Source organism: Pseudonocardia kujensis, assembly GCF_021283305.1.
In the GTDB taxonomy this organism is placed as follows: Bacteria; Actinomycetota; Actinomycetes; order Mycobacteriales; family Pseudonocardiaceae; genus Pseudonocardia; species Pseudonocardia kujensis.
The window spans coordinates 150,970-171,184 of record NZ_JAJSOK010000001.1; the positions used below are offsets into that span (position 1 = coordinate 150,970).

The following is a 20,215-nucleotide window of genomic DNA, read 5'->3' on the forward strand; positions in this document are numbered from 1 at the left end:
TCACCGGGGCGCCTCGGTGGTGCTCACAAGCCGGCGGGAGGAGACGGCCGAGGTGGCCGCGGACTCCCTGGGCTCGGAGCGGGTGCGTGGGTTCGGTGCCCACGCCGCCGAGCCCGATGCAGCCGAGGCCTGTGTCGCGTTCGCCGTGGACGCGTTCGGGTCGCTGGACGTCCTCGTCAACAACGCGGGGACGAACCCGGCCCACGGCCCGATCCTGGACCAGGACCGCGCCCGGTTCCTCACGACGCTCGAGGTCAACCTGTGGGTGGGCGCCGGCGCTGTGGGCGGGGCTGGCGTGGCGGGCGTGGATGCGGGACCAGGGCGGCGTCGTGGTGAACATCGCGTCGGTCGGCGCCTCCGTCAACCCGCCCGGTCTCGGCGTCTACGGTGCGTCCAAGGCCGCGCTGGTCCACCTGACCCAGCAGTTGGCCGTCGAGCTCGCGCCGGGGGTGCGGGTGAACGCCGTCGCGCCGGGGGTCGTGCGGACCGCCCTGTCCCGGTCGCTGTGGGAGGGCCGGGAGGCGGCCGCGGGCGCGAACACCCTGCTCGGACGCCTCGGCACGGTCGAGGAGGTCGCCACGGCGGTGGCCTACCTCGTCTCCGACGACGCCGCGTGGGTGACGGGCGAGACCCTGGTGATGGACGGGGGCGAGCGCCTGGCCTGATCAGCTTGCGGGCAACCTCGGCGAGGATCGCCAAGAAGCCGAGCGCAGCAACCCACGCCAGAACGGGGAAGACATTCCCCAAGGCGACTCACGGAAGAGGCAGCTCCGGGGCCCGTCTCTCGCAGGCGAAGATCCGACTCAGAGATGGTCTGGGCCGAGCAGTCCAGCGCGCATCTGGTGGGCGAGCCATTGCCGGAAGTCGTGTTCGGGCCAATGGCGTTCGAGGACGAGATCGGCGTAGTGGGCAGGGTTGTTGAGGATCCACAGGTGGTCGATCGCCTGGTCCATCGCGAGGCCCGGTCGTAGGGGTCCGGTTTCGGCGGTGTGTCTGGCCACCATCTCGGCGCCGGCTCGTCGGTTGCGGGTCAGCATGGTCCAGAGCCCGCCGACCTCGGCGGCGTCACCGGCGCCCTGGTGCACCACCTCGAAGATCCGAGCCGCCCTGCGACCGATCAGGGTGCATACCTCTGCGTAGGCGTCGAGGACAGCTCCCGGGTCGGTCGCCTGCCACACCGGGGCGAACCACGGTCGCTGCGCGACCGGTACGGGTTCGTCGTCGCCGGCGAGGGCTTCGTCGAGGACCTGACGCAGCAGCGCGGGCTTGGAGCCGAACGCTGCCGCGACCGTTGGCCGGGCAACGCCGGCGACACGGGCCACGTCACGCAGCGAGGCCGCACCGTAGCCGCGCTCGACGAACAGCTCGGCGGCCGCGGCGACGATCGCTTGCCGCGTTCGCCGGGCCGCCTCGGCGCGTACCGGTGAGTGATAGGTCCGTCGGCTGCCGTTGACATCGGGCACCGAAGAAGCATACTGACGTCTATCCGATAGACAGCGTCTAGCGAAAGTGTGGATCGCCTTGTCTGCCTCGACCCCTGTCCAGCCCTACGTGCTGCGCTCCGGCGAAGGGGAAGCCCTGTGGTTCCTGGGCAACCTCGCCGTCATCAAGGCGACGGGTTCCCGGACCCGCGGCGCGTTAACGGTCGTGGAGTTCCTCAACCCTCCTGGGTTCGCCCCGCCTCTGCACCGCCACCTGGTCGAGGACGAGGCGTTCTACATCCTCGATGGACATGCACAGTTCCGGTGCGGCGAGCAGACCGTCGAGGCCGGTCCCGGTGACTTCGTCCTGCTCCCGGTCAACCGTCCGCACACCTTCCTGGTCGGCCTCGACGAGCCGCTGCGGGCTCTCCAGATCACCTCTCCTGCCGGCTTCGAGGACTTCGCCGCCGAGGCCGGCCGACCGGCCGCGCAGCGACGTCTGCCCGACCCGGAACCGATCGATCCCGTCGCTCTCGGCCACACCGCCGCACGACACGGCGTCGAGCTCCTCGGACCACCACCCAGCCACTGACCTCGAGTCGCTCCTTGGCCACGGTCTCGGCCACGAAATGCGTCCCAGTGGTGCCGTTCTTGCCCTGATCGGCATCTGACGGTGTCGGAGTTGCCCATGTCGCCCGAGGAGTTCGGTCCCGTGACGAAAGTGGACTCGCCGGAGGCAAGGTAGACGATCGCCCGGCCGATGTCGGACGGCTCGGCGAGCCTGCGATCGGGTGCATGGCGGTGAGGGCAGTGCGCATCTCGCCGACGTCGTTGCCGGTCTTGGCGATCACGCCCTGCAGCACGGAAGGCAGCGCGGTGGCGCTCGGTCTGCTCGCGCACCCCGGTTTCACCGACGAGGGCCGCGACCGGCCCCTGGCCGCCTCCCGCCCCACCGCTCGTCGACTGGAGTGCATCTCGTGGCTGGCCGACGGTGGGTGCCGATGAGTTCCGCCCGCCCGAGGCGTCTACACCCCGAGCACACCCCACGACGGCTGGAGCCCTTCGATGACCGAGATCACCGCCACCGCCACCGCTACCCACTCGCGCGCCGCGAATGTCGGCCTCTGGACGCTGCAGGTGCTCCTTGCCGCGGTCTACGCCTTCTCCGCGTTCGGGAAGCTCAGTGCCGACGCGCAGAACGTCGCCGGCTTCGAGGCCATGGGCCTGGGCGCCACCGGCATGTATCTGATCGGCGCCTTGGAACTGGCCGGCGCGATCGCGATGTTCGTCCCCCGCCTGACCGGGCTGGCCGCACTGTGCTTCGTCGGCCTGATGATCGGCGCGGTGACGATCACCTGGATCACGGGGGGCGGCGCCCTCGTCGCGTTCCCCGCAACCGTCGGTGTCCTGGCCGCGGTATTGGCCTGGGGTCGTCGCGACAGCACCCGCCGGCTGACCGCGCTGCTGCGTCGCCGAGCCGGCTGAGGCCACGATGCCGGCGCGCCGGCGTGTGGTCCGGAACGCGCCCGTGCGCTGGCACCGTGTACGACGAGGTGCTGCGTACTCGGCAGAGTGTGGTCCGCGAGCTCGCGGGCGAGCGCGAGCTCCTTCACCTGAACTCGGCGGCCTGCCGTACTGCCCCCGGGAACCGTCTACGGGCGTGGCGCGTGGGGAGCCCGCTACCTCCGAACACCGCGGCGGCCGTAGAGATTGGCGGTGATCACCACCAGAATCGCCGCGACGATGACCTGGATGAGGATGAGTATCCAAGGGATCCCGCCGTTCGCATTGCCGTAGCCCAGGGCGCTGGCGATGAAGCCGCCGATGAAGGCGGCGACGATGCCGATGATCAGGGTGAGCCAGATCGGGATCGGCTGGCGGCCGGGTACGACGAGTCGTCCCAGAGCACCGATGATGAGTCCGACGATGATCGCCGAGATGATGCCGGTGATGGTCATTGCTCCTCCTTCGAGTCATGCGGATGCGCGCAGGTACCCCGTTCCGAGGGCTGGCAACCCAGCGGGCACTGGGCCGAGAGGATCGTGAACTCGACTTCCGGGGCCGGTCGCGCGCCTGCGCGCTTCGCGGATCGAGGGTGCCTGCAGGCCGTCGTTCGGTACTCCTGCGCGCGACCGGACGGAGCACGGGACGAGATCTCGGTCGACTCGAGCCGATGGGTCCGGGGTCCGCCGGGGCAGCTGCAGGCCTGCACGGAGGCGGCATCTCGCCGTCCCCGCCGTCGAGGGAGAGAAGTGTCGAACGAGTCCAACCCCACCCCGAGAGCACACCGCTTCGCCGACGGAGAGGCCGCGCTGCAGGAGTCGCCGTTCTTCGGGCTGCCGGCAGACCAGGCCGGAGGACCGCGTCTGCACGGCAGCAGAGACGATCTGTCAGGCGTTGATCGAGGCCGAGCCGGAGCTGCTGGCCTTCGCCGCGTTCCCGGTCGGGCCCTGGGAGAAGATCTGCTCGACGAATTCGTTGGAGCACTGCGGACGTGTCGCGTCGTTGTGATGGTGAGCCATTCCTTGTGCCTGTAGCCGTCCCGGAGAACGTCGTCACAGAGAAGTTTTTCGTTCTCCGGGAGCAGCAGTCGACACCGTCACAGCCGCCATGGCGGCGGCGATCTCGCTGGCACTGCGGACGTGGCGAGAACCTTTGTCGTCATGGCGCGCGGCCTGAAGGCATTGCGCACGGCCGCCGGATCAAAGGTAATCGGGCCCGGCGTCTGGTCGAGGGGGACCCGACTCCGAGTTAACGCTGTCCGTGCCGTGAACGACCACGGGGTATGGCCGACCTCAGCGCGAACGACACTGCGGTGTTCCACGTTCGGGTTCGGTCCGCCGATCCGGCCGCCTTGCAGCGGCTGCTGGCGACGGAGGGGGTCGATCCAGGCTGCCGCCCCCGGCCGCGTTGGGTCGGGGAGAGCATCGAGATCGAGGTCTACGTCGACGAGGACGCGCTCTCCGGGCTGAACTCCGATCCCACGCTCGTCGTCGAGGCCGCGCAGAACCTGAGGGCTCTCGGGTCGGCCGGGCGCGCCGAGGTCGGGGTCGGCGATCGGTTCGACGGCGGTCGGATCGCGCCCCGTGGCCTTGGCGAGGCGGTCTGAGATGGCCGCCTACTACAACGTCGACGAGGTCGAGTCCGCTCTGAAGGGGCTCGCGAACACGTACCCGGACCTGTGCGAGCTCCTCGAGTTGCCGAATCGCACGCACGAGGGCCGGACGTGCCATGCACTGCGCATGCGCAAGCGCGACGCGGGCTACCGGACGGGCGTGCTCTTCACGGCGGCCGCGCACGCGCGGGAGTGGGGCGGATCGGAGTGCGCGGTCAACTTCGCCGCCGACCTGCTGGAGAAGTACACGGCGGGAACCGGGCTGCGCTATGGCAAGACGGCGTTCGACGCGGATCAGATCAGGGCGATCGTCGAGAACGTGGACGTCTTCGTCGTCGCCTGCGTCAACCCGGACGGACGCAACTTCAGCCAGCAGGGGGCTCCGGGTTCGCGGCAAAGTCTGTGGCGCAAGAACCGCGCGCCGAACATTGATCCCGAGGTGTCGGCCATCGGCACGGACATCAACCGCAACTTCCCCTTCCTCTGGTCCGTCCACGACCATTTCTCCCCGTCCGTCCTGGACGCCTCGTCGTTGGGAAGCTCGCAGCCGTCGAAGGAGACCTACTACGGATCCGCTCCGAAGTCGGAGCCCGAGACCCGCAACGTCATCTGGCTGCTCGACGAGTTCCCGCAGATCGAATGGCTTCTCGACATCCACAGCTACGGCGGCGACGTGCTGTACAGCTGGGGTGACGCGCCCAACCAGAACTCGCGGCCCGAGATGAACTTCCACAACCGTCGGTTCGACCAGCAGCGTGGTACGGACGACGTGAGCCGTTATGGCGAGTACATCGATCCCGACGACGAGCGGCGCATGCGCGAGGTCGTCTCGGCCGTCACCGGCGCAGTGAGCGGCGTTCGGGGCCAGGACTACACGGGTAAGCAGGCGTTCTATCTCACTGTGCCGGGCTCCGGTGAGATGACCTATCCGACCTCGGGCACGGTGGACGACTACGCCTACTCCCGGCACATCGTCGACGGTTGGGCGACGAAGGTGCTCGGCTTCACGATCGAGTTCGGTCTGGCCGGCGGGTTCCATCCACCCGGGGAGGACTTCCATCCGCCCTGGGAGGAGATGGAGAAGATCGTCCTGGACGTCAGCGCCGGGATGGTCGCGTTCTGCGTCCAGGCGGTCCGGCCCCCGGTGTACCTCCCGTTCGACCCGCACGTCGTGGCGCCGGAGTTCCGGCCGGACTTCTGGGTCCTCAGCGGCATCATCGACGGTGGCCCGGGCTGGGTACTGGTGAACAACAGACCGGTGTTCGTCAAGCCGCCGGACCCACGCCTGCAAGACCTGCTCACGCGGGTCGGCGAGTACCTCGCCGTGCCGGAGTTGCAGAGCTCCGGTGCGGTCGAGAGGCAGCGGGTCGCGCTCGAGAAGGTCATCGAGCTGTCGGGGAGTCTGCTGAAGGAGCTCGGCTGAGCCACGGTCCTCGACACCTTCCACCCGTGCCGGCGGGCAACCCCGAGGACGATCAGGCCACGACCCAGCGCGGGCGTTCTCCGGCCGCACCCGACCCGAGCACACTCACGCGCCGGGGCCGTAGGCCGCTGCGATCTCCTCCGGTCCGGCCCAGCGGCTGTAGGTCGGACCCTGCGGCCAGCCCTCCGGGGAGTCCTGCCACACCTCCTGCCGGCCGTACGGCAGGAGGTCGACCAGGGCGAACAGGTAGCTCAGCTGCTCGGTGCCGCGGCCGTCGGTGTGCCAGGTCCGGTAGACGGTGTCGCCGTCGCGCAGGAACACGTTGACCGCGAAGCCGCCGCCGGGCGGGGCGCCGACGTCCGAGCCGAACGTGCTGTTCGCCGTCGAGTACCAGGTCATGGTGTTGCCCACCCGGCGCCGGTAGGCGAGGGCCTCGTCGATCGGACCCTGGGTGACGACGACGAAGCGGGCGTCGAACTTGGTCAGACCCTCGAGGCGGGTGAACTGCGAGGTGAAGCCGGTGCAGCCGCCGCACTGCCACTCCTCGCCGTCGTGCCACATGTGGTTGTAGACGATCAGCTGCGGGGCGTCGCCGAAGACGTCGACGAGCCGAACCGGGCCGTCCTCGCCCTCCAGGACGTAGTCGGGCATCTCGACCATCGGCAGCCGCCGGCGTTGGGCGGCGATGGCGTCGAGCTCCCGGGTCGCGGCCTTCTCGCGCACGCGCAGCGCGGCGAGCTCCTTCTCCCAGGTCGCGGTGTCGACGACGGGCGGCAGTGCGGACGCGGTCATAGCTCCTCCTCTGAGACCAGGTTCTCGACGGGCAGACCGGCCGGGCACGCCGAAGTCATCGGTCGCGGGGCCTGTCGCCGCACCGGGCGGCGGTGCTAGGCATGGGACCGGCAGCACGACGGTGGGGAGTGATCGGCCGAGGACGGCGGGTGATCGTGGTGCGTGATGCGGACGGGAACTCCTCGTTGGGGGCGCGCCTCCCGCGGTTCGAGGACGGCCGGCTGCTGCGCGGGCGCGGCAGGTTCATCGCCGACGACCCACCCGCGCGGTGTCTCCACGTCGCCTTCGTCCGCTCCCCCCATCCGCACGCCCTGATCGAGGACGTCGACGTCACGCGGGCGGGGTCGGCGCCGGGCGTGGTCTCCGTCCTGACCGCGGCCGACCGGCCGCACGTCCCGCTGGTGGACGCGGTCGCGGTGCCGGGGCTGGTCAAGACCCCGCAGCCCGCGCTCGCCGGTGAGCGCGTGCGGTTCGTGGGCGAGGCCGTCGCGATGGTGCTGGCCGAGAGCCGGGCCCGGGCCGAGGACGCCGCCGAGCTGGTCGAGGTCCGCTACGCGGCCCTGGCTCCCGTCGTCGACCCGGAGGCGGCGCTGCTGCTGCCTCCCCTCGACCCCGCCCTGGGCAGCAACGAGGTGTACCGCGGCCGCCGTGACACCCCGGGTCTCGAGGCGGCCTTCGCCGAGGCCGACCACGTCGTCTCGGGGACGTTCAGCACCGGCCGGCTCACCGCCGCACCGATGGAGGGCCGCGCGTGCGCGGCCACGTTCGACCCGGTGACCGGCCTGCTGACCGTGCGCTGCTCCACCCAGTCCCCCCACCTGCTCCAGCGGAAGATCGCGACCTGTCTCGGCATGGACCTCACCGCGGTCCGGGTGCTCGTCGACGACGTCGGCGGCGGGTTCGGGCAGAAGATCCCGGCCTCGCCCGAAGAGATCGCCGTGGCGCTGGCGGCCCGCGCGGCCGACCGCCCGGTCCTGTGGGTGGAGGACCGCCGCGAGAACCTGGTCGCCGCACCCCACGGGAAGGAACAACACGTCGAGCTCGCGCTGGCCCTCGACGCCGACGGCACCTTCCGCGCCCTGCGCTGCGACGTGCTCGGCGACGCCGGGGCCTACTCCTTCAACTCCGCCAGCGCCCTGATCGAGGCCTACCTCGCCGCGGGCCTGCTGCCCGGCGCGTACCGCATTCCGGAGACCGGCTGGCGGGTGCGCTCCGTGCTCACCACCAAGGCACCCATCGCCCCCTACCGCGGCGTGGGCTGGACCAGCGGGCACACCGCCCGGGAGCTGCTGATCGACCGGGCCGCCCGGTTGCTCGGGCGCGACCCGGTGGACCTGCGCAGGCAGAACCTCGTCCGCCCGGGCGACCTGCCCTACACGACGCCCACCGGCATGACCTACGACAGCGGCAGCCACCTCGCCACGCTCGAACGGGCGGCGAAGCTGGTCGACGCCGCCGACGTGGTCGCCGGCCCCACCGCCGACGGGCGCTGCCGTGGATTCGGGATCAGCCCGTACGTCGAGCCGTCGGGCTGGGGGTCGGCCGGGGCGGCGGAGTCCTCCTGGTCGTTCGCCTCGCACGACTCGGTGCGGGTCGAGATGGCCGCGTCGGGTGCGGTCACCGCCGTCGTCGGCACGCCGTCGCAGGGACAGGGCCACACCACGACCCTGGCCCAGCTCGTCGCCTCGGTGCTGGCCTGCGACCCGCGGCGGGTCCGTGTCGTGACCGGGGACACCGCCGGGACGCCGCTGAGCACCGCGGGCACCCGCGCGAGCCGGGTCGCGACCGTGATCGGCGGGGCGCTGCTGCAGGCGACGGAGCGGCTCGCCGCCAAGCTCGCGCTGGTGGCCGGGCACCTGCTCGGCGTCGATCCGGCGGAGATCTCCTTCCGGGACGGCCGGGCCGTCGCCGCGTCCGGCTCGATCGGGCTCGCCGAGATCGCCACCGCGGCGGTCGCCGATCCTTCCGTCCGCGCGGCGTTGCCGGAACCGGATCTCACCGCCACCGCCTTCTACGACCCGCCTGCCACCTACTCGAACGGCTGCGTCGCGGTGGTCGTCGAGGTGGATCCCGGGACCGGGCGGGTCGACGTCGTCGATGCCGCGGTGGTGGAGGACTGCGGGACCGTGATCAACCCGATGGTCGTGGACGGCCAGACCCTGGGCGCGTTCGCCCAGGGCGTGGGCGCGGCCCTCTACGAGGACGCGGGCTACGGCGCCGACGGCTCCCCGCGCGCGACCTCGTTCGCCGACTACCTCCTGCCGACCGCCCGCTGCCTGCCGCGGGTCGCCCTCGAGCACCTGGAGTCGCCCGCCCCGCACACCCGCGGCGGCATCAAGGGCATGGGCGAGTCGGCGATGATCGCGACGCCCGGCGCGGTCGCCTGCGCCGTGGCCGCCGCGGTGGCCCCGCTCGGGGTCACCGTCACGCACATCCCGATCCGCCCGGACGAGCTCGTGGCCCCGGAGGAGTGACCCGGTGAAGCCCGCGCCCTTCGACTACGCGTGCCCGTCGACGATCGACGAGGCACTCGGGCTCCTGGCCGGGCACGGCGCGTCCGCCCGGGTCCTCGCGGGCGGACAGAGCCTCCTGCCGGAGATGGCACTGCGCCGGCTTCGCCCGGATCTCCTGGTGGACATCAATCGCGTGGCCGAGCTGAGCACGCGCACCACGACCGGGGAGGGGACGCGTCTCGGCGCCACGGTCCGGCAGGCCGCCGTCCTCCGCACGGGCTCCGGGACGGGCCTGCTCGACGCCGCCCTGCCCTGGGTCGGCAACCCCGGCACCCGGTCCCGCGGGACCGTGGTCGGAAGCCTGTGCTTCGCCGATCCGGCGGCCGAGCTCCCCGCGGTGCTGCTCGCCACCGGCGGATCGCTCGAGGTCCGGTCCGCCGCGGGCCGCCGGAGCGTCGCCGCCGCGGAGCTGTACCGCGGACCGGGGCGGACCGCGCCGGGGGCCGACGAGCTCGCCGTCGCCGCGACGTTCCCGCTCGACACCGACGACACCAGGAGCGCCTGGCTGGAGTTCGGCCGGCGCCCCGGCGACCTGCCCCTCGTCGGGGTCGGGGTGGTGACGCGGGTCCGCGACGGCGTCGTCGCGGCGGTCCGCGTGGCCTGCGCCGGCGTGCACGACGTGCCCTGGTCGGTCCCGGTCCCCGACCTGGGCGGGGCCGGCGACCGCGGCCTCGCCCGGGAGGTCGCCGAGCTCGCTTCCCGCGAGTGCGATCCCGCCGACGACGACCGCACGACCGCCGCCCATCGCCGGGTGCTCGTGCGCACCCTGGTCCGCCGCGCGCTGGAGCAGGTGCTCCGGCAGGACACGGAGGTCACCCGTGTCGCCTGAGGATCCGCTCGTGCGCCGTGCGGCGGACGCGATCACCGTCGCGCTGACCGTGAACGACCGGCCGGCCCGGATGATCGTGGAGTCCCGCACGTCGCTGGCCGACGCCCTTCGCGACGAGCTGGGGCTGACCGGCACGCACGTCGCCTGCGAGCAGGGCATCTGCGGGGCCTGCACCGTCGAGGTCGACGGCGAGGCGGTGCGCGCGTGTCTGCTGCTCGCGGTCCAGGCCGACGGCGCCGAGGTCCGGACGGTCGAGGGCCTGGCGGCGCCCGGTGAGCCGCTGCACCCGATCCAGCAGGCCTTCACCGACCAGCACGCCCTGCAGTGCGGGTTCTGCACCCCGGGACTGCTGATGACTGTCCACCACCTGCTCACCGAACGCCACGGCGTCGACGAGGCCGAGGTCCGCACCGTCGTCTCCGGCCACCTGTGCCGGTGCACGGGCTACCAGGGGATCGTCGATGCCGTCCTGCAGGCCGACCGGGCCTGGGACCGCACGCCGGGGGACAGGGCCGGGTAGGTCCCCCGTAAAGGGGCAAAAGCCGCAGAACTCCTCGTTGATCCTTTCCTGAGCAACCGGAACTCGTCGTTCTGGGTAAAGCCCCATTCCACTCTGCAGGGGGAACGTTGCGTGCCGTATCGGATCGTTGTTTCCGATATGAGCCCTTCGCTCCCGGCGAGCACGCCACTGGTCTCGGTGATCACGCCCGCCTACAACGTCGGACCGTGGATCGGGGAGGCCGTCGACTCGGTGCTGCGGCAGACCGAGGGGCGGCTCGAGTACGTCGTGATCGACGACGGCTCCACGGACGGCACCGCCGACATCGTGCGCGCCCGCGCGGCGTTCGATTCGCGGATCCGGTTGATCTCCACCGCCAACGCCGGATCGGGCGCGGCACGCAACCTCGGCATCGTCGAGTCGTCGGCGCCGTTCGTCGCGTTCCTCGACGGCGACGACCGCTGGCACCCGGAGTTCCTGCGCCGCCAGCTGCAGGTCATGCAGGCCGTCGGCAGCCGGGTCGGCGCCACCTTCTGCCACACGCGGGTGATGCTGGAGAACGGGCGGGTCGTCGGTCCGCGGTGGCAGCCCGCCGGTGTCTGCGACATGGACCGCTTCCTCGCGGAGAACAACCCCGCCCACAACGGCAGCTCGCTGCTGGTGCGGCGCAGCTGTTTCGACGAGGTCGGGGTGTTCGACACCGGTCTCGCGAGCGCGGTCGACCAGGAGATGTGGCTGCGGATCGCCACCCGCTCGTCGACCCCGCTGTTCTGGGGCCTCCGCCGGTACCTGATCGACATGCGGCTGATGCGGACCGGGAGCATCAGCTCGAACCGCGGCGCCCGCTATTCCGCGCTGGACAAGCTGCTCGTCGAATACGCGCCGTTGATGAGCCGGCTGCCCTCGGGCCTCGCCTACGTCCAGCCCGCGGTCTTCGCGTACCGGGACGGGTTCGACGACGTCGCCGACCGCTGGGCGGGGATCGCGCTGACCGCAGGCCCCGCCCGGCTGGCCCGCACCCGCTGGGGCCAGGCGTTGCTGGCCTGGCACGGGAGCGGGGCCACGGGCCGGGCGCGGATGCGTGCCGCCCGCAACGGTGTCCGGGCCGGGGTCTATCGCGGCGCCGCCCGGGCTGCGGCGCTGCTCGCCTGAGATCGCAAGCTCCGAGGGCCGACAGAGAACACGGACGCCGCCAACCCGGGCCGGGGCAGCGCCCGACGCCAGTGATCGAGGCGTTCGGTGCCGTTCCCGCGCGTGCTCGGCACCGCCGGGTTCACTTCGTGCGGCGGTCCAGGAGTCGCTGCAGCTTGCCCACGGACCGTTCCAGGGTGTCGGGGTCGACGACCTCGCAGGTCACCGAGACACCGATGGTGTCCTTGACCGCCTTGATCAGCTCGGCGGCGGCCGCCTGCCGGCGCTCGGCGGGCGCGTCGGCGCGGGCCTCGACGCGGACGGTGAGCGCGTCCATCCGACCCTTGGTGGTGAGCTCGAGCTGGAAGTGCGGGGCGAACCCCGGGGTGCGCAGCACGATCTCCTCGATCTGGGTGGGGAACAGGTTCACCCCCCGCAGGATGATCATGTCGTCGGAGCGGCCGGTGATCTTCTGCATCCGCCGCAGGGACGGCCGCGCCGTGCCCGGCAGCAGCCGGGTCAGGTCGCGGGTGCGGTAGCGGATGATCGGCAGGGCCTGCTTGGTCAGCGAGGTGAACACCAGCTCGCCCTCCTCACCGTCGGCCAGCACGGTGCCGTCGAGCGGGTCGAGGACCTCGGGCAGGAAGTGATCCTCCCAGATGTGCAGCCCGTCCTTGGTCTCCACGCACTCCTGGGCCACGCCGGGGCCCATGACCTCGGAGAGGCCGTAGATGTCCACGGCGTGCATGTCCATGCGCTCCTCGATCTCGGCGCGCATCTGCTCGGTCCACGGCTCGGCGCCGAAGATTCCCACCTTCAGCGAGCTGGTGCGGGGGTCGATGCCCTGGCGTTCGAACTCGTCGAGCAGGGTGAGCATGTAGGACGGGGTCACCATGATCACGTCGGGCTGGAAGTCGCCGATCAGCTGGATCTGCCGCGGGGTCATCCCGCCGGAGACCGGGATCGCGGTCGCGCCGAGCTTCTCGATGCCGTAGTGCGCGCCCAGCCCGCCGGTGAACAGGCCGTAGCCGTAGGCGTTGTGCACCTTGTGCCCGGGACGCCCACCGGCGGCGCGGATCGAGCGGGCGATCAGCCCGGCCCAGGTGTCGATGTCGTGGGCGGTGTAGCCGACGACGGTCGGGCGGCCGGTGGTGCCCGAGGAGGCGTGGATGCGGCGGACCTCGGACTGCGGCACGGCGAACATCCCGAACGGGTAGTTCTCCCGCAGGTCGGCCTTGCTCGTGGTCGGGAACTTCGCGATGTCGGACAGCTCGCGGCAGTCGTCCGGGTGCACGCCCGCGGCGTCGAAGGCGCGGCGGTAGTGCGGCACGTTCTCGTAGGCGTGCCGCAGCGTCCACCGCAGGCGCTCGAGCTGGGTGGCGCGCAGCTCGTCGACCGACAGGCGCTCGCCGGCGTCGAGCAGGTCCGCCGGCGGGGCCTCGCCGAGCCGGGTCGAGCGGGTGGGCGCCGATTCCGGGGTGGGAGTGAGGGTCATGCCGCACCGTCCTTCTTCGCGACGAGGGTGAGCACGTCGTAGCGGGCGACGGACTCGCCGTCCTGGCGGGTGACGTCGGCGTCCCAGCGGACCTCGCCGTACCCGGCGGACTCGCGGGGGGTGAGCTGCTTGCAGGTCAGGGTCACCGTGAGCTCGTCGCCGAACGTGACCGGGGTGAGGAAGCGCAGGTTGTCGACGCCGAAGTTGGCCAGCACCGGGCCCGGGTCGGGGTCGACGAACAGGCCCGCGGCCAGCGACACGATCAGGTAGCCGTGGGCGACGCGTTCGCCGAACAGCGGGTTCGCCGCCGCGGCCTCGGCGTCCATGTGGGCGTAGAACGTGTCGCCGGTGAACTCGGCGAAGTGTTCGACGTCCTCCTGGTCGACCCGCCGCGGACCGGCGACGATCGTGTCGCCCGGCCGGAGCTCCTCCAGGTGCAGCCGGAAGGGGTGTCGTTCGGTCTCGCGCCGCTCGGCGCCAGCGACCCAGCGGCCGGTGATGGCGGTCAGGGTGTCCGGGTCGGCCTGGACCGCGGTGCGCTGCATGTGGTGCAGCACGCCGCGGATGCCGCCCATCTCCTCGCCGCCGCCGGCGCGGCCGGGCCCGCCGTGGACGAGCTGGGGCAGCGGGGACCCGTGCCCGGTGGACTCCTTGGCGTCCTTGCCGTTGAGCACCAGCAGTCGGCCGTGGAAGGCAGCGGTGCCGAGCACGACCTCGCGGGCGAACGCCGGATCGGCCGTGACGATCGAGCCGGCCAGGCTGCCCTGCCCGCGGGCGGCGTAGTCGATCAGCTGCGCGGTGGACTCGTACGGCAGGATCGTCGAGACCGGGCCGAAGGCCTCGACCTCGTGCGGCTCGGCCCGCTCCGGGTCCCCGACCAGCAGGATCGGCGAGACGAACGCGCCGCGGTCGGCGTCGGCGTCGAGCACCTCGACCTTCTCCGGGTCGCCGAAGACGATCCGGCCGGCGTCGGCGAGGGCCTTCACGCTGCGGCGGACCTCCTCGCGCTGGTCCAGGCTCGCCAGCGCCCCCATCCGGACGCCCTCGCTCGCCGGGTTGCCGATCGTGGTCCTCGCGAGGCGCGCGGACACGGCCTCGACGACGGCGTCGACGTGCGGGGCGGGGACGAAGGCCCGGCGGATGGCGGTGCACTTCTGCCCGGCCTTGACCGTCATCTCCGCGACCAGGCCCTTGACGAACAGGTCGAACTCGTCCGTGCCGGGGATGGCGTCGGGGCCCAGGGCCGACAGGTTGAGCGAGTCGGCCTCGGCGGTGAACCGCACCGCGTTGCGCACGATCGCCGGGTGGGTGCGCAGGGTCTGCGCGGTGGAGGCGGAGCCGGTGAACGAGACCAGGTCCTGGCCGGTGAGGTGGTCGAAGGCGTCGCCCAGCGAGCCGGCCACGAACTGCAGCGTCCCGGCGGGCAGGATCCCGGAGTCCACGATCAGCTCGACGAGCTTCGCGGTGAGGAAGGCGGTCGGGCTGGCCGGCTTGATCAGGCTGGGGACGCCGGCGAGGAAGGCCGGGGCGAACTTCTCCAGCGGCCCCCAGACCGGGAAGTTGAACGCGTTGACCTGCACCGCGACCCCGCGCAGCGGGACGCAGAGGTGCTGGCCGAGGAAGGTGCCGCCGCGCCCGAGCGGCTCGACCGCACCGTCCACGTAGACGGTGTCGTTGGGCAGCTCGCGCTTGGCCTTCGAGGCGTAGGCGAGCAGCACGCCGATGCCGCCGTCGACGTCGAACTTCGAGTCGCCGAGGGTGGCGCCGGTCCGCGTGGAGACGGCGTAGAGCTCCTCGCGGTGCTCGCGCAGGTGCTGGCCGAGCGCCTTGAGCAGCGTGGCGCGCCGGTGGAAGGTCAGCTCGCGCAGCGCCGGCCCGCCGACCTCGCGGCCGTGGCGGAGGGCGGCGCCGAAGTCGACCCCGGTCGACGAGATCCGGGCGATCTCCTCGCCGGTCACGGCGTCGAAGAGCGGGCGACCGGAATCGGTCGCGGTGTGCCAGCCGCCGGAGACGTAGCTGCGCAGAAGCGGGGTGGTCATGCGGTCCCTCTCGTGGTGGAGGCGGGTCGGACGGGTCTCAGACGGTTTCCAGGAGCAGCGCGGCGCCCTGGCCGACGCCGACGCACATCGACGCCAGGCCGCGGCGGCCGCCCGCACGGCGGAGGCGGTTGGCCAGCGTGACGGTGATGCGGGCCCCGGAGCAACCCAGCGGGTGGCCCAGGGCGATGGCCCCGCCGTCGGCGTTCACGGTTTCGGGGTCCAGGCCCAGGCGCCGCACGCAGGCCAGGCTCTGCGCGGCGAAGGCCTCGTTGAGCTCGACGGCGTCGAGGTCGCCCACCTGCCACCCGGCCAGCCGGAGCGCCTTCTGCGTGGCCGGCACCGGCCCGAGGCCCATGACGTGCGGCGCGACGCCGGCGCTGGTGCCGGTGACGATGCGGGCGATCGGCTGCAGCCCGTGCTCCTCCACCGCTCGCTCGCTGGCCACGACCACCGCGGCCGCGCCGTCGGACAGCGGCGAGGAGTTGCCGGCGGTGACGATGCCGTCCTTGCGGAACACGGGGCGCAGCCGGCCCAGCGACTCGGGCGACGCGTCGGCACGGGGGCCCTCGTCCGCGGTGACCTGCACCGGGTCGCCCCTGCGCTGCGGGACGGACACCGTGACCAGCTCGGCGTCGAACCGGCCGTCCTTCGCCGCGGCCACCGCGCGGGTGTGGCTGCGCAGGGCGAACTCGTCGCACTCCTCGCGGGTGATCCCGTCGAGCGCGGCCACCTCCTCGGCGGTCTCGCCCATCGACAGCGTCGTCGGGCCCTCGGTCTCGGTGTGGACCTCGGGTGCCTCGCGGTCCAGGGCCGTGAACCGCGGGTTGGTGAACCGCCAGCCCAGGGAGGTGTCGGCGACCTCGCCCGGCTTGGCCCACGGCGTGCCCGGCTTGGCCATCACCCAGGGCGCCCGCGTCATCGACTCCACCCCACCGGCGACGACGACGTCCGCCTCGCCCCCCTTGATCGCCTGGGCGGCGTTCGTGACGGCGGTGAGGCCGCTGGCACACAGCCGGTTCACGGTGTAGCCGGGAACCGTCGTCGGGAGCCCGGCCAGCAGAACGGCCATTCGGGCCACGTTGCGGTTGTCCTCGCCGGCCTGGTTGGCGGCGCCGAGGACCACCTCGTCGATCGCGTCGGCCGGGACCCCCGCCCGCGCGACCGCCTCGCCGACCACGAGGGCGGCGAGGTCGTCGGGGCGGACGCCCGCCAGTGCCCCGCCGTACTTGCCCTGCGGGGTGCGGACCCCGCTCACCAGGAATGCGGTGTTGCTGCTGCCCATCTGGCCGCTCGGCCTCCGATCGGTGTCTGCGTCGGCGAACGATCGTTCGGTTGTTGCGGAGGTTAGCATGAGCGCGTGGAGACCGACAGGGGCGATGTCACCGGCGACGTCCTGTCCGGCGCGGGAGGGGTGCGATGACGGCCGCGCCCGCCGAGCCGCCCCCGCAGTCCCCGCGGGCGCGGCGCGGCCGGGGTGCCGCCGGTGCCCGCCGGGTCGCCTACGACGCCCGTTCGCTCCTGGCCGTCGCGGTGCAGGAGTTCAATGCCCGCGGGTACGACGCGACCTCGATGGAGGACCTCTCGCGCGCCGCCGGGATCACGAAGTCCTCCTTCTACCACCACGTGAGCGGCAAGGAGGAGCTCCTGCGGGCCGCGCTCGAGCGGGCGCTCGACGGGCTGTTCGGCATCCTCGACGAACCCGCTTCGCAGCGCGGGTCGGCCCTGGGTCGCCTGCAGCACATCATCGGACGCCAGGTGGAGGTGCTGACCACGGAGCTGCCCTACGTGACCCTGCTGCTGCGCGTACGGGGCAACACCGACATCGAGCGGTGGGCCCTCGCCCGGCGCCGCGCGTTCGACGCCACCCTCGCCTCGCTCGTCGCCGAGGCGGTCGAGGACGGCGAGGTCAGGGCGGGTGTCGAGCCCTGGCTGGCGGCCCGCCTGCTCTCCGGCACGGTCAACTCGATCATCGAGTGGTGCCGGCCCGGCCGGCCGGGGTCGGAGCGCCTCCCCGCCCAGGTCGTGCGGATGGTCTCCGAGGGGATCGTCCCGCCCGCCTGACGCGCCGCCCCGGGTGGGTCCGCCCCCGCGGTTGCGCCTACGGCCGGGGTGCGTCATCATCAGACGAACGAACATTCGGTTTTGGAGGATCGCGATGACCGCGACCGACGAGCGCTCCCACCACGCTCATCAGGACGAGTTCCAGGCCACGATCGACGCCGACCAGCGGATCGAGCCGCGGGACTGGATGCCCGAGGCCTACCGCAAGACGCTGATCCGCCAGATCGCGCAGCACGCGCACTCCGAGATCATCGGCATGCAGCCCGAGGGCAACTGGATCTCGCGTGCGCCGTCGCTGCGGCGCAAGGCGATCCTCCTGGCCAAGGTCCAGGACGAGGCAGGGCACGGGATGTATCTCTACGCGGCCGCCGAGACCCTGGGCGTGGACCGCGAGGAGCTGACCGAGAAGCTGATCTCGGCGAAGCAGAAGTACTCCTCGATCTTCAACTACCCCACGCTGACCTACGCCGACGTGGGCGTGATCGGCTGGCTGGTCGACGGCGCGGCGATCTGCAACCAGGTCCCGCTGTGCCGGTGCTCGTACGGCCCGTACGCGCGGGCGATGGTGCGGATCTGCAAGGAGGAGTCCTTCCACCAGCGGCAGGGCTACGAGCTGCTGCTGGCCATGGTCAACGGCACGCGCGAGCAGAAGGCCATGGTGCAGGAGTCGGTGAACCGGTGGTGGTGGCCGTCGCTGATGATGTTCGGGCCGGCCGACGGGGACTCCCCGAACACGCAGCAGTCGATGGCGTGGAACATCAAGCGGCACACCAACGACGAGCTGCGCCAGCGGTTCGTGGACATGACCGTCCCGCAGGCCGAGGTCCTGGGCGTCACGTTGCCGGACCCGGACCTGCGGTGGAACGAGGAGCGGCAGGCGCACGACTTCGGTGAGCCGGACTGGTCGGAGTTCAAGGCCGTCATCACCGGGGCCGGACCTGCGAACGCGCAGCGACTGGAGCACCGTCGCCGGGCGCACGAGAACGGCGCCTGGGTGCGCGAGGCCGCGCAGGCCTACGCCGACAAGCAGGTGTCGGCATGATCCCGAGCGACGACGAGCAGATCGGCGACGTCACCGCGGAGGGCGGCCACGGCGCCGTCCCCACCACGGGTGTCGAGACCGGGCAGGTCGAGAAGGGTGCCGGCGAGCGGCCCAGCCGTCGGACCTGGCCGCTGTACGAGGTGTTCGTGCGCGGCAAGCGCGGCCTCAACCACGTGCACGTGGGCTCGCTGCACGCCGCGGACGCCGAGATGGCGCTGCACAACGCCCGGGACCTCTACACCCGTCGCAACGAGGGGGTGTCGATCTGGGTCGTGAAGGCCGAGGACATCACCGCGTCGAGCCCGGCGGAGAAGGACCCGTTCTTCGCGCCGGCGGGCGACAAGGTCTACCGGCACCCGACCTTCTACGCGATCCCGGAGGAGGTGCCGCACCTGTGAACGACCACGTGCACGACCTGGACCACGACGTGACGAACGCCTATCAGTCGCTGTCGGAGACCACCGCGCACGACGACCCCCGCTGGGCCTTCGGCACCGGCTTCGAGGACGGTCTGAGTCTCGGGGAGGCCGAGATCAGCGCCCCCGTTCCGGACGGTGTCGACGCGGCCGATCTCGCCGCCTACTGCCAGATGCTCGGGGACGACGCGCTGATCTACAGCCAGCGGCTGTCGGAGTGGGTGGCGAACGCGCCGGAGCTGGAGGAGGAGGTCGCGCTGGCCAACACCGCGCTCGACCTGCTCGGCCAGGCCCGGGTGCTGCTCAGCCGCGCCGGGCACGTCGAGGGCCGGGGCCGCGACGAGGACGCGCTGGCGTACCTGCGCGATCAGGCCGGGTTCCGCAACGTCGCCCTCGCCGAGCAGTCCGACGAGCTGGACTTCGGCCGGTGCATCGCCCGGCTGCTGATCTTCTCGACCTGGCGGCTCGCGCTGCTGCACCGGCTGCTGGGCTCGGCCGACCCGCTGATCGCCGCGGTCGCGGGCAAAGGTGTCAAGGAGCTGACCTACCACCGCGACTACGCCGCCCGCTGGGCCCTGCGCCTGGGCGACGGCACCGACGAGTCGCACCGGCGGATGCAGGCCGGGCTGGACTGGGCGTGGCCGTACGTGGAGGAGCTGTTCCGCACCTCGGACGAGGAGCGCCGGCTCGTCGCGGCGGGCGTCGCGGTCGACCCCGCGGAGACCCGCGCGGAGTTCGACGCCGTCCTGGCCCAGGTCCTGGAGCAGGCCACGCTGGTCCGCCCCGCGGTGGCGCCGGCGGGCACGATCGGCGGGCGCAGCGGCCGGCAGGGCGTGCACACCGAGCGCCTCGGCTACGTCCTGGCCGAGATGCAGAGCGTCGCGCGCGAGCACCCGGGGGCGACATGGTGACCGACCCCGACCTGCGGGTGGACCTGGGCGCACGCGACGTCGTCGCCCGGGTCGTCGACCCCGAGATGCCCATGCTCACCCTCGACGACCTCGGCGTGATCCGGTCGGTCGAGGAACACGACGGGTCCGTGGTCGTCACGATCACCCCGACCTACTCCGGCTGCCCGGCCCTCGAGGTCATGCGCGACGACATCCGCCTCGCGCTGGGCGAGGCCGGCTACCGCGGCGTCGAGGTCCGCACCGTGTTCTCGCCGGCGTGGAGCACCGACTGGATCAGCGAGGCCGGGCGCCGCAAGCTCGCCGAGGCCGGCATCGCACCGCCCGGGAAGGCGCCGGCGCGGGCCGCCGGCCCGATCCCGCTGTCCCTCGGCGCCCCGTCGTCGCAGGTCCGCTGCCCGCGCTGCGGCGCCCCGGCGACCGAGGAGTTCTCCCGTTTCGGCCCGACGGCGTGCACGGCGCTGCGGCGCTGCCCGTCCTGCCAGGAGCCCTTCGAGCACATGAAGGAGATCTGAGGTGACTCCCGCGACC

General features: G+C 72.2%; 21 protein-coding genes and 1 pseudogene. 16 read left to right on the forward strand and 6 right to left on the reverse strand.

Features of this window, described 5'->3' with window-relative positions; all coding sequences use genetic code 11:
* Nucleotides 1-19: 19 nt before the first annotated feature.
* Together LWC35_RS40030 and LWC35_RS00715 are read left to right on the forward strand one after the other, a co-directional pair.
* Nucleotides 20-202, forward strand: a pseudogene (locus LWC35_RS40030) (SDR family NAD(P)-dependent oxidoreductase); the annotation flags it as partial.
* Entirely contained in the window at nt 117-665 is a 549-nt protein-coding gene (locus LWC35_RS00715) for an SDR family oxidoreductase (RefSeq protein ID WP_308194424.1), read from the forward strand. The pseudogene LWC35_RS40030 and the gene LWC35_RS00715, both read left to right, overlap by 86 nt.
* A gap of 138 nt (nt 666-803) precedes the next feature.
* Here LWC35_RS00715 and LWC35_RS00720 read toward each other — a convergent pair whose 3' ends face one another.
* Nucleotides 804-1,463 carry a TetR/AcrR family transcriptional regulator gene (locus tag LWC35_RS00720; protein ID WP_232867876.1) on the reverse strand — a complete coding sequence of 220 codons (660 nt, stop codon included), beginning with the start codon at nt 1,461-1,463 and terminating at the stop codon, nt 804-806.
* Nucleotides 1,464-1,521: 58 nt separating this feature from the next.
* Here LWC35_RS00720 and LWC35_RS00725 point away from each other — a divergent pair, with 58 nt between their 5' ends.
* From LWC35_RS00725 to LWC35_RS00735, 3 genes are all read left to right on the forward strand, one after another.
* A complete protein-coding gene (locus tag LWC35_RS00725) occupies nt 1,522-2,013 on the forward strand; it encodes a cupin domain-containing protein (protein WP_232867877.1) in 492 nt (163 codons plus the stop codon).
* A 203-nt stretch (nt 2,014-2,216) separates the two neighbouring features.
* A complete protein-coding gene (locus LWC35_RS00730; protein WP_232867878.1) occupies nt 2,217-2,426 on the forward strand; it encodes a hypothetical protein in 210 nt (69 codons plus the stop codon).
* 60 nt (nt 2,427-2,486) lie between these two features.
* A complete protein-coding gene (locus LWC35_RS00735; RefSeq protein ID WP_232867879.1) occupies nt 2,487-2,906 on the forward strand; it encodes a DoxX family protein in 420 nt (139 codons plus the stop codon).
* Between the two features lie 194 nt (nt 2,907-3,100).
* Here LWC35_RS00735 and LWC35_RS00740 read toward each other — a convergent pair whose 3' ends face one another.
* Nucleotides 3,101-3,379 (reverse strand): GlsB/YeaQ/YmgE family stress response membrane protein, encoded by a 279-nt coding sequence (locus LWC35_RS00740; protein WP_232867880.1) that lies wholly within the window; start codon nt 3,377-3,379, stop codon nt 3,101-3,103.
* 827 nt (nt 3,380-4,206) lie between these two features.
* Between LWC35_RS00740 and LWC35_RS00750 the strand changes: the two genes are divergently transcribed.
* Both LWC35_RS00750 and LWC35_RS00755 read left to right on the forward strand, forming a co-directional pair.
* Nucleotides 4,207-4,530: a hypothetical protein gene (locus LWC35_RS00750; RefSeq protein WP_232867882.1), complete on the forward strand. Its 324-nt coding sequence runs from the start codon at nt 4,207-4,209 to the stop codon at nt 4,528-4,530.
* Between the two features lies 1 nt (nt 4,531).
* Nucleotides 4,532-5,959: a M14 family zinc carboxypeptidase gene (locus LWC35_RS00755; protein ID WP_232867883.1), complete on the forward strand. Its 1,428-nt coding sequence runs from the start codon at nt 4,532-4,534 to the stop codon at nt 5,957-5,959.
* 105 nt (nt 5,960-6,064) lie between these two features.
* Here LWC35_RS00755 and LWC35_RS00760 read toward each other — a convergent pair whose 3' ends face one another.
* Nucleotides 6,065-6,751 (reverse strand): DUF899 family protein, encoded by a 687-nt coding sequence (locus LWC35_RS00760; protein WP_232867884.1) that lies wholly within the window; start codon nt 6,749-6,751, stop codon nt 6,065-6,067.
* A gap of 149 nt (nt 6,752-6,900) precedes the next feature.
* Here LWC35_RS00760 and LWC35_RS00765 point away from each other — a divergent pair, with 149 nt between their 5' ends.
* From LWC35_RS00765 to LWC35_RS00780, 4 genes are all read left to right on the forward strand, one after another.
* A complete protein-coding gene (locus LWC35_RS00765; RefSeq protein ID WP_232867885.1) occupies nt 6,901-9,225 on the forward strand; it encodes a xanthine dehydrogenase family protein molybdopterin-binding subunit in 2,325 nt (774 codons plus the stop codon).
* 4 nt (nt 9,226-9,229) lie between these two features.
* Entirely contained in the window at nt 9,230-10,093 is an 864-nt protein-coding gene (locus tag LWC35_RS40035) for an FAD binding domain-containing protein (RefSeq protein ID WP_232867886.1), read from the forward strand.
* Nucleotides 10,094-10,103: 10 nt separating this feature from the next.
* Complete coding sequence (locus LWC35_RS00775; RefSeq protein ID WP_308194425.1) at nt 10,104-10,613, forward strand: (2Fe-2S)-binding protein; 510 nt, start codon at nt 10,104-10,106, stop codon at nt 10,611-10,613.
* Nucleotides 10,614-10,751: 138 nt separating this feature from the next.
* Nucleotides 10,752-11,744: a glycosyltransferase family 2 protein gene (locus LWC35_RS00780; RefSeq protein ID WP_232867887.1), complete on the forward strand. Its 993-nt coding sequence runs from the start codon at nt 10,752-10,754 to the stop codon at nt 11,742-11,744.
* A gap of 121 nt (nt 11,745-11,865) precedes the next feature.
* Here LWC35_RS00780 and paaK read toward each other — a convergent pair whose 3' ends face one another.
* Genes paaK through LWC35_RS00795 form a run of 3 tightly spaced genes read right to left on the reverse strand, consistent with a single transcriptional unit; the run spans nt 11,866 to nt 16,539 of the window.
* Complete coding sequence (paaK, locus tag LWC35_RS00785) at nt 11,866-13,218, reverse strand: phenylacetate--CoA ligase PaaK (protein WP_232867888.1); 1,353 nt, start codon at nt 13,216-13,218, stop codon at nt 11,866-11,868.
* Nucleotides 13,215-15,257 carry a phenylacetic acid degradation bifunctional protein PaaZ gene (gene paaZ, locus LWC35_RS00790; RefSeq protein WP_232867889.1) on the reverse strand — a complete coding sequence of 681 codons (2,043 nt, stop codon included), beginning with the start codon at nt 15,255-15,257 and terminating at the stop codon, nt 13,215-13,217. Before paaZ ends, paaK begins: the two co-directional genes overlap by 4 nt.
* 37 nt (nt 15,258-15,294) lie before the next feature.
* The gene (locus LWC35_RS00795; RefSeq protein WP_232867890.1) at nt 15,295-16,539 is read right to left on the reverse strand and encodes a thiolase family protein; all 1,245 of its coding nucleotides are present in this window, start codon (nt 16,537-16,539) and stop codon (nt 15,295-15,297) included.
* A gap of 134 nt (nt 16,540-16,673) precedes the next feature.
* Here LWC35_RS00795 and LWC35_RS00800 point away from each other — a divergent pair, with 134 nt between their 5' ends.
* The 5 genes from LWC35_RS00800 (at nt 16,674) to paaD (ending at nt 20,199) form a co-directional block, all read left to right on the forward strand.
* Nucleotides 16,674-17,318, forward strand: a complete 645-nt coding sequence (locus LWC35_RS00800) for a TetR/AcrR family transcriptional regulator (protein WP_232867891.1) — start codon at nt 16,674-16,676, stop codon at nt 17,316-17,318.
* Nucleotides 17,319-17,412: 94 nt separating this feature from the next.
* Nucleotides 17,413-18,360 (forward strand): 1,2-phenylacetyl-CoA epoxidase subunit PaaA, encoded by a 948-nt coding sequence (gene paaA, locus LWC35_RS00805; RefSeq protein WP_232867892.1) that lies wholly within the window; start codon nt 17,413-17,415, stop codon nt 18,358-18,360.
* Between the two features lie 131 nt (nt 18,361-18,491).
* On the forward strand, nt 18,492-18,758 hold the full coding sequence (gene paaB / locus LWC35_RS00810; RefSeq protein ID WP_232868049.1) for a 1,2-phenylacetyl-CoA epoxidase subunit PaaB: 267 nt from the start codon (nt 18,492-18,494) through the stop codon (nt 18,756-18,758).
* Nucleotides 18,755-19,687, forward strand: a complete 933-nt coding sequence (gene paaC, locus LWC35_RS00815; protein WP_232867893.1) for a 1,2-phenylacetyl-CoA epoxidase subunit PaaC — start codon at nt 18,755-18,757, stop codon at nt 19,685-19,687. The genes paaB and paaC overlap by 4 nt, the downstream gene beginning before the upstream one ends.
* Nucleotides 19,681-20,199, forward strand: a complete 519-nt coding sequence (gene paaD / locus LWC35_RS00820) for a 1,2-phenylacetyl-CoA epoxidase subunit PaaD (protein WP_232867894.1) — start codon at nt 19,681-19,683, stop codon at nt 20,197-20,199. The genes paaC and paaD overlap by 7 nt, the downstream gene beginning before the upstream one ends.
* Nucleotides 20,200-20,215 lie beyond the last annotated feature (16 nt).

What these genes read in the sequence shown, in the direction of transcription:
- LWC35_RS00730 (WP_232867878.1), top strand. Translation starts at nt 2,217, where the DNA reads ATGGCGGTGAGGGCAGTGCGCATCTCGCCGACGTCGTTGCCGGTCTTG.
- LWC35_RS00735 (WP_232867879.1), top strand. Translation starts at nt 2,487, where the DNA reads ATGACCGAGATCACCGCCACCGCCACCGCTACCCACTCGCGCGCCGCG.
- LWC35_RS00755 (WP_232867883.1), top strand. Translation starts at nt 4,532, where the DNA reads ATGGCCGCCTACTACAACGTCGACGAGGTCGAGTCCGCTCTGAAGGGG.
- LWC35_RS00715 (WP_308194424.1), top strand. Translation starts at nt 117, where the DNA reads ATGCAGCCGAGGCCTGTGTCGCGTTCGCCGTGGACGCGTTCGGGTCGC.
- LWC35_RS00795 (WP_232867890.1), bottom strand. Translation starts at nt 16,539, where the DNA reads ATGGGCAGCAGCAACACCGCATTCCTGGTGAGCGGGGTCCGCACCCCG.
- paaK (WP_232867888.1), bottom strand. Translation starts at nt 13,218, where the DNA reads ATGACCCTCACTCCCACCCCGGAATCGGCGCCCACCCGCTCGACCCGG.
- paaZ (WP_232867889.1), bottom strand. Translation starts at nt 15,257, where the DNA reads ATGACCACCCCGCTTCTGCGCAGCTACGTCTCCGGCGGCTGGCACACC.
- paaA (WP_232867892.1), top strand. Translation starts at nt 17,413, where the DNA reads ATGACCGCGACCGACGAGCGCTCCCACCACGCTCATCAGGACGAGTTC.
- LWC35_RS00760 (WP_232867884.1), bottom strand. Translation starts at nt 6,751, where the DNA reads ATGACCGCGTCCGCACTGCCGCCCGTCGTCGACACCGCGACCTGGGAG.
- LWC35_RS00740 (WP_232867880.1), bottom strand. Translation starts at nt 3,379, where the DNA reads ATGACCATCACCGGCATCATCTCGGCGATCATCGTCGGACTCATCATC.
- LWC35_RS00780 (WP_232867887.1), top strand. Translation starts at nt 10,752, where the DNA reads ATGAGCCCTTCGCTCCCGGCGAGCACGCCACTGGTCTCGGTGATCACG.
- LWC35_RS00800 (WP_232867891.1), top strand. Translation starts at nt 16,674, where the DNA reads ATGACGGCCGCGCCCGCCGAGCCGCCCCCGCAGTCCCCGCGGGCGCGG.
- LWC35_RS00750 (WP_232867882.1), top strand. Translation starts at nt 4,207, where the DNA reads ATGGCCGACCTCAGCGCGAACGACACTGCGGTGTTCCACGTTCGGGTT.
- paaD (WP_232867894.1), top strand. Translation starts at nt 19,681, where the DNA reads ATGGTGACCGACCCCGACCTGCGGGTGGACCTGGGCGCACGCGACGTC.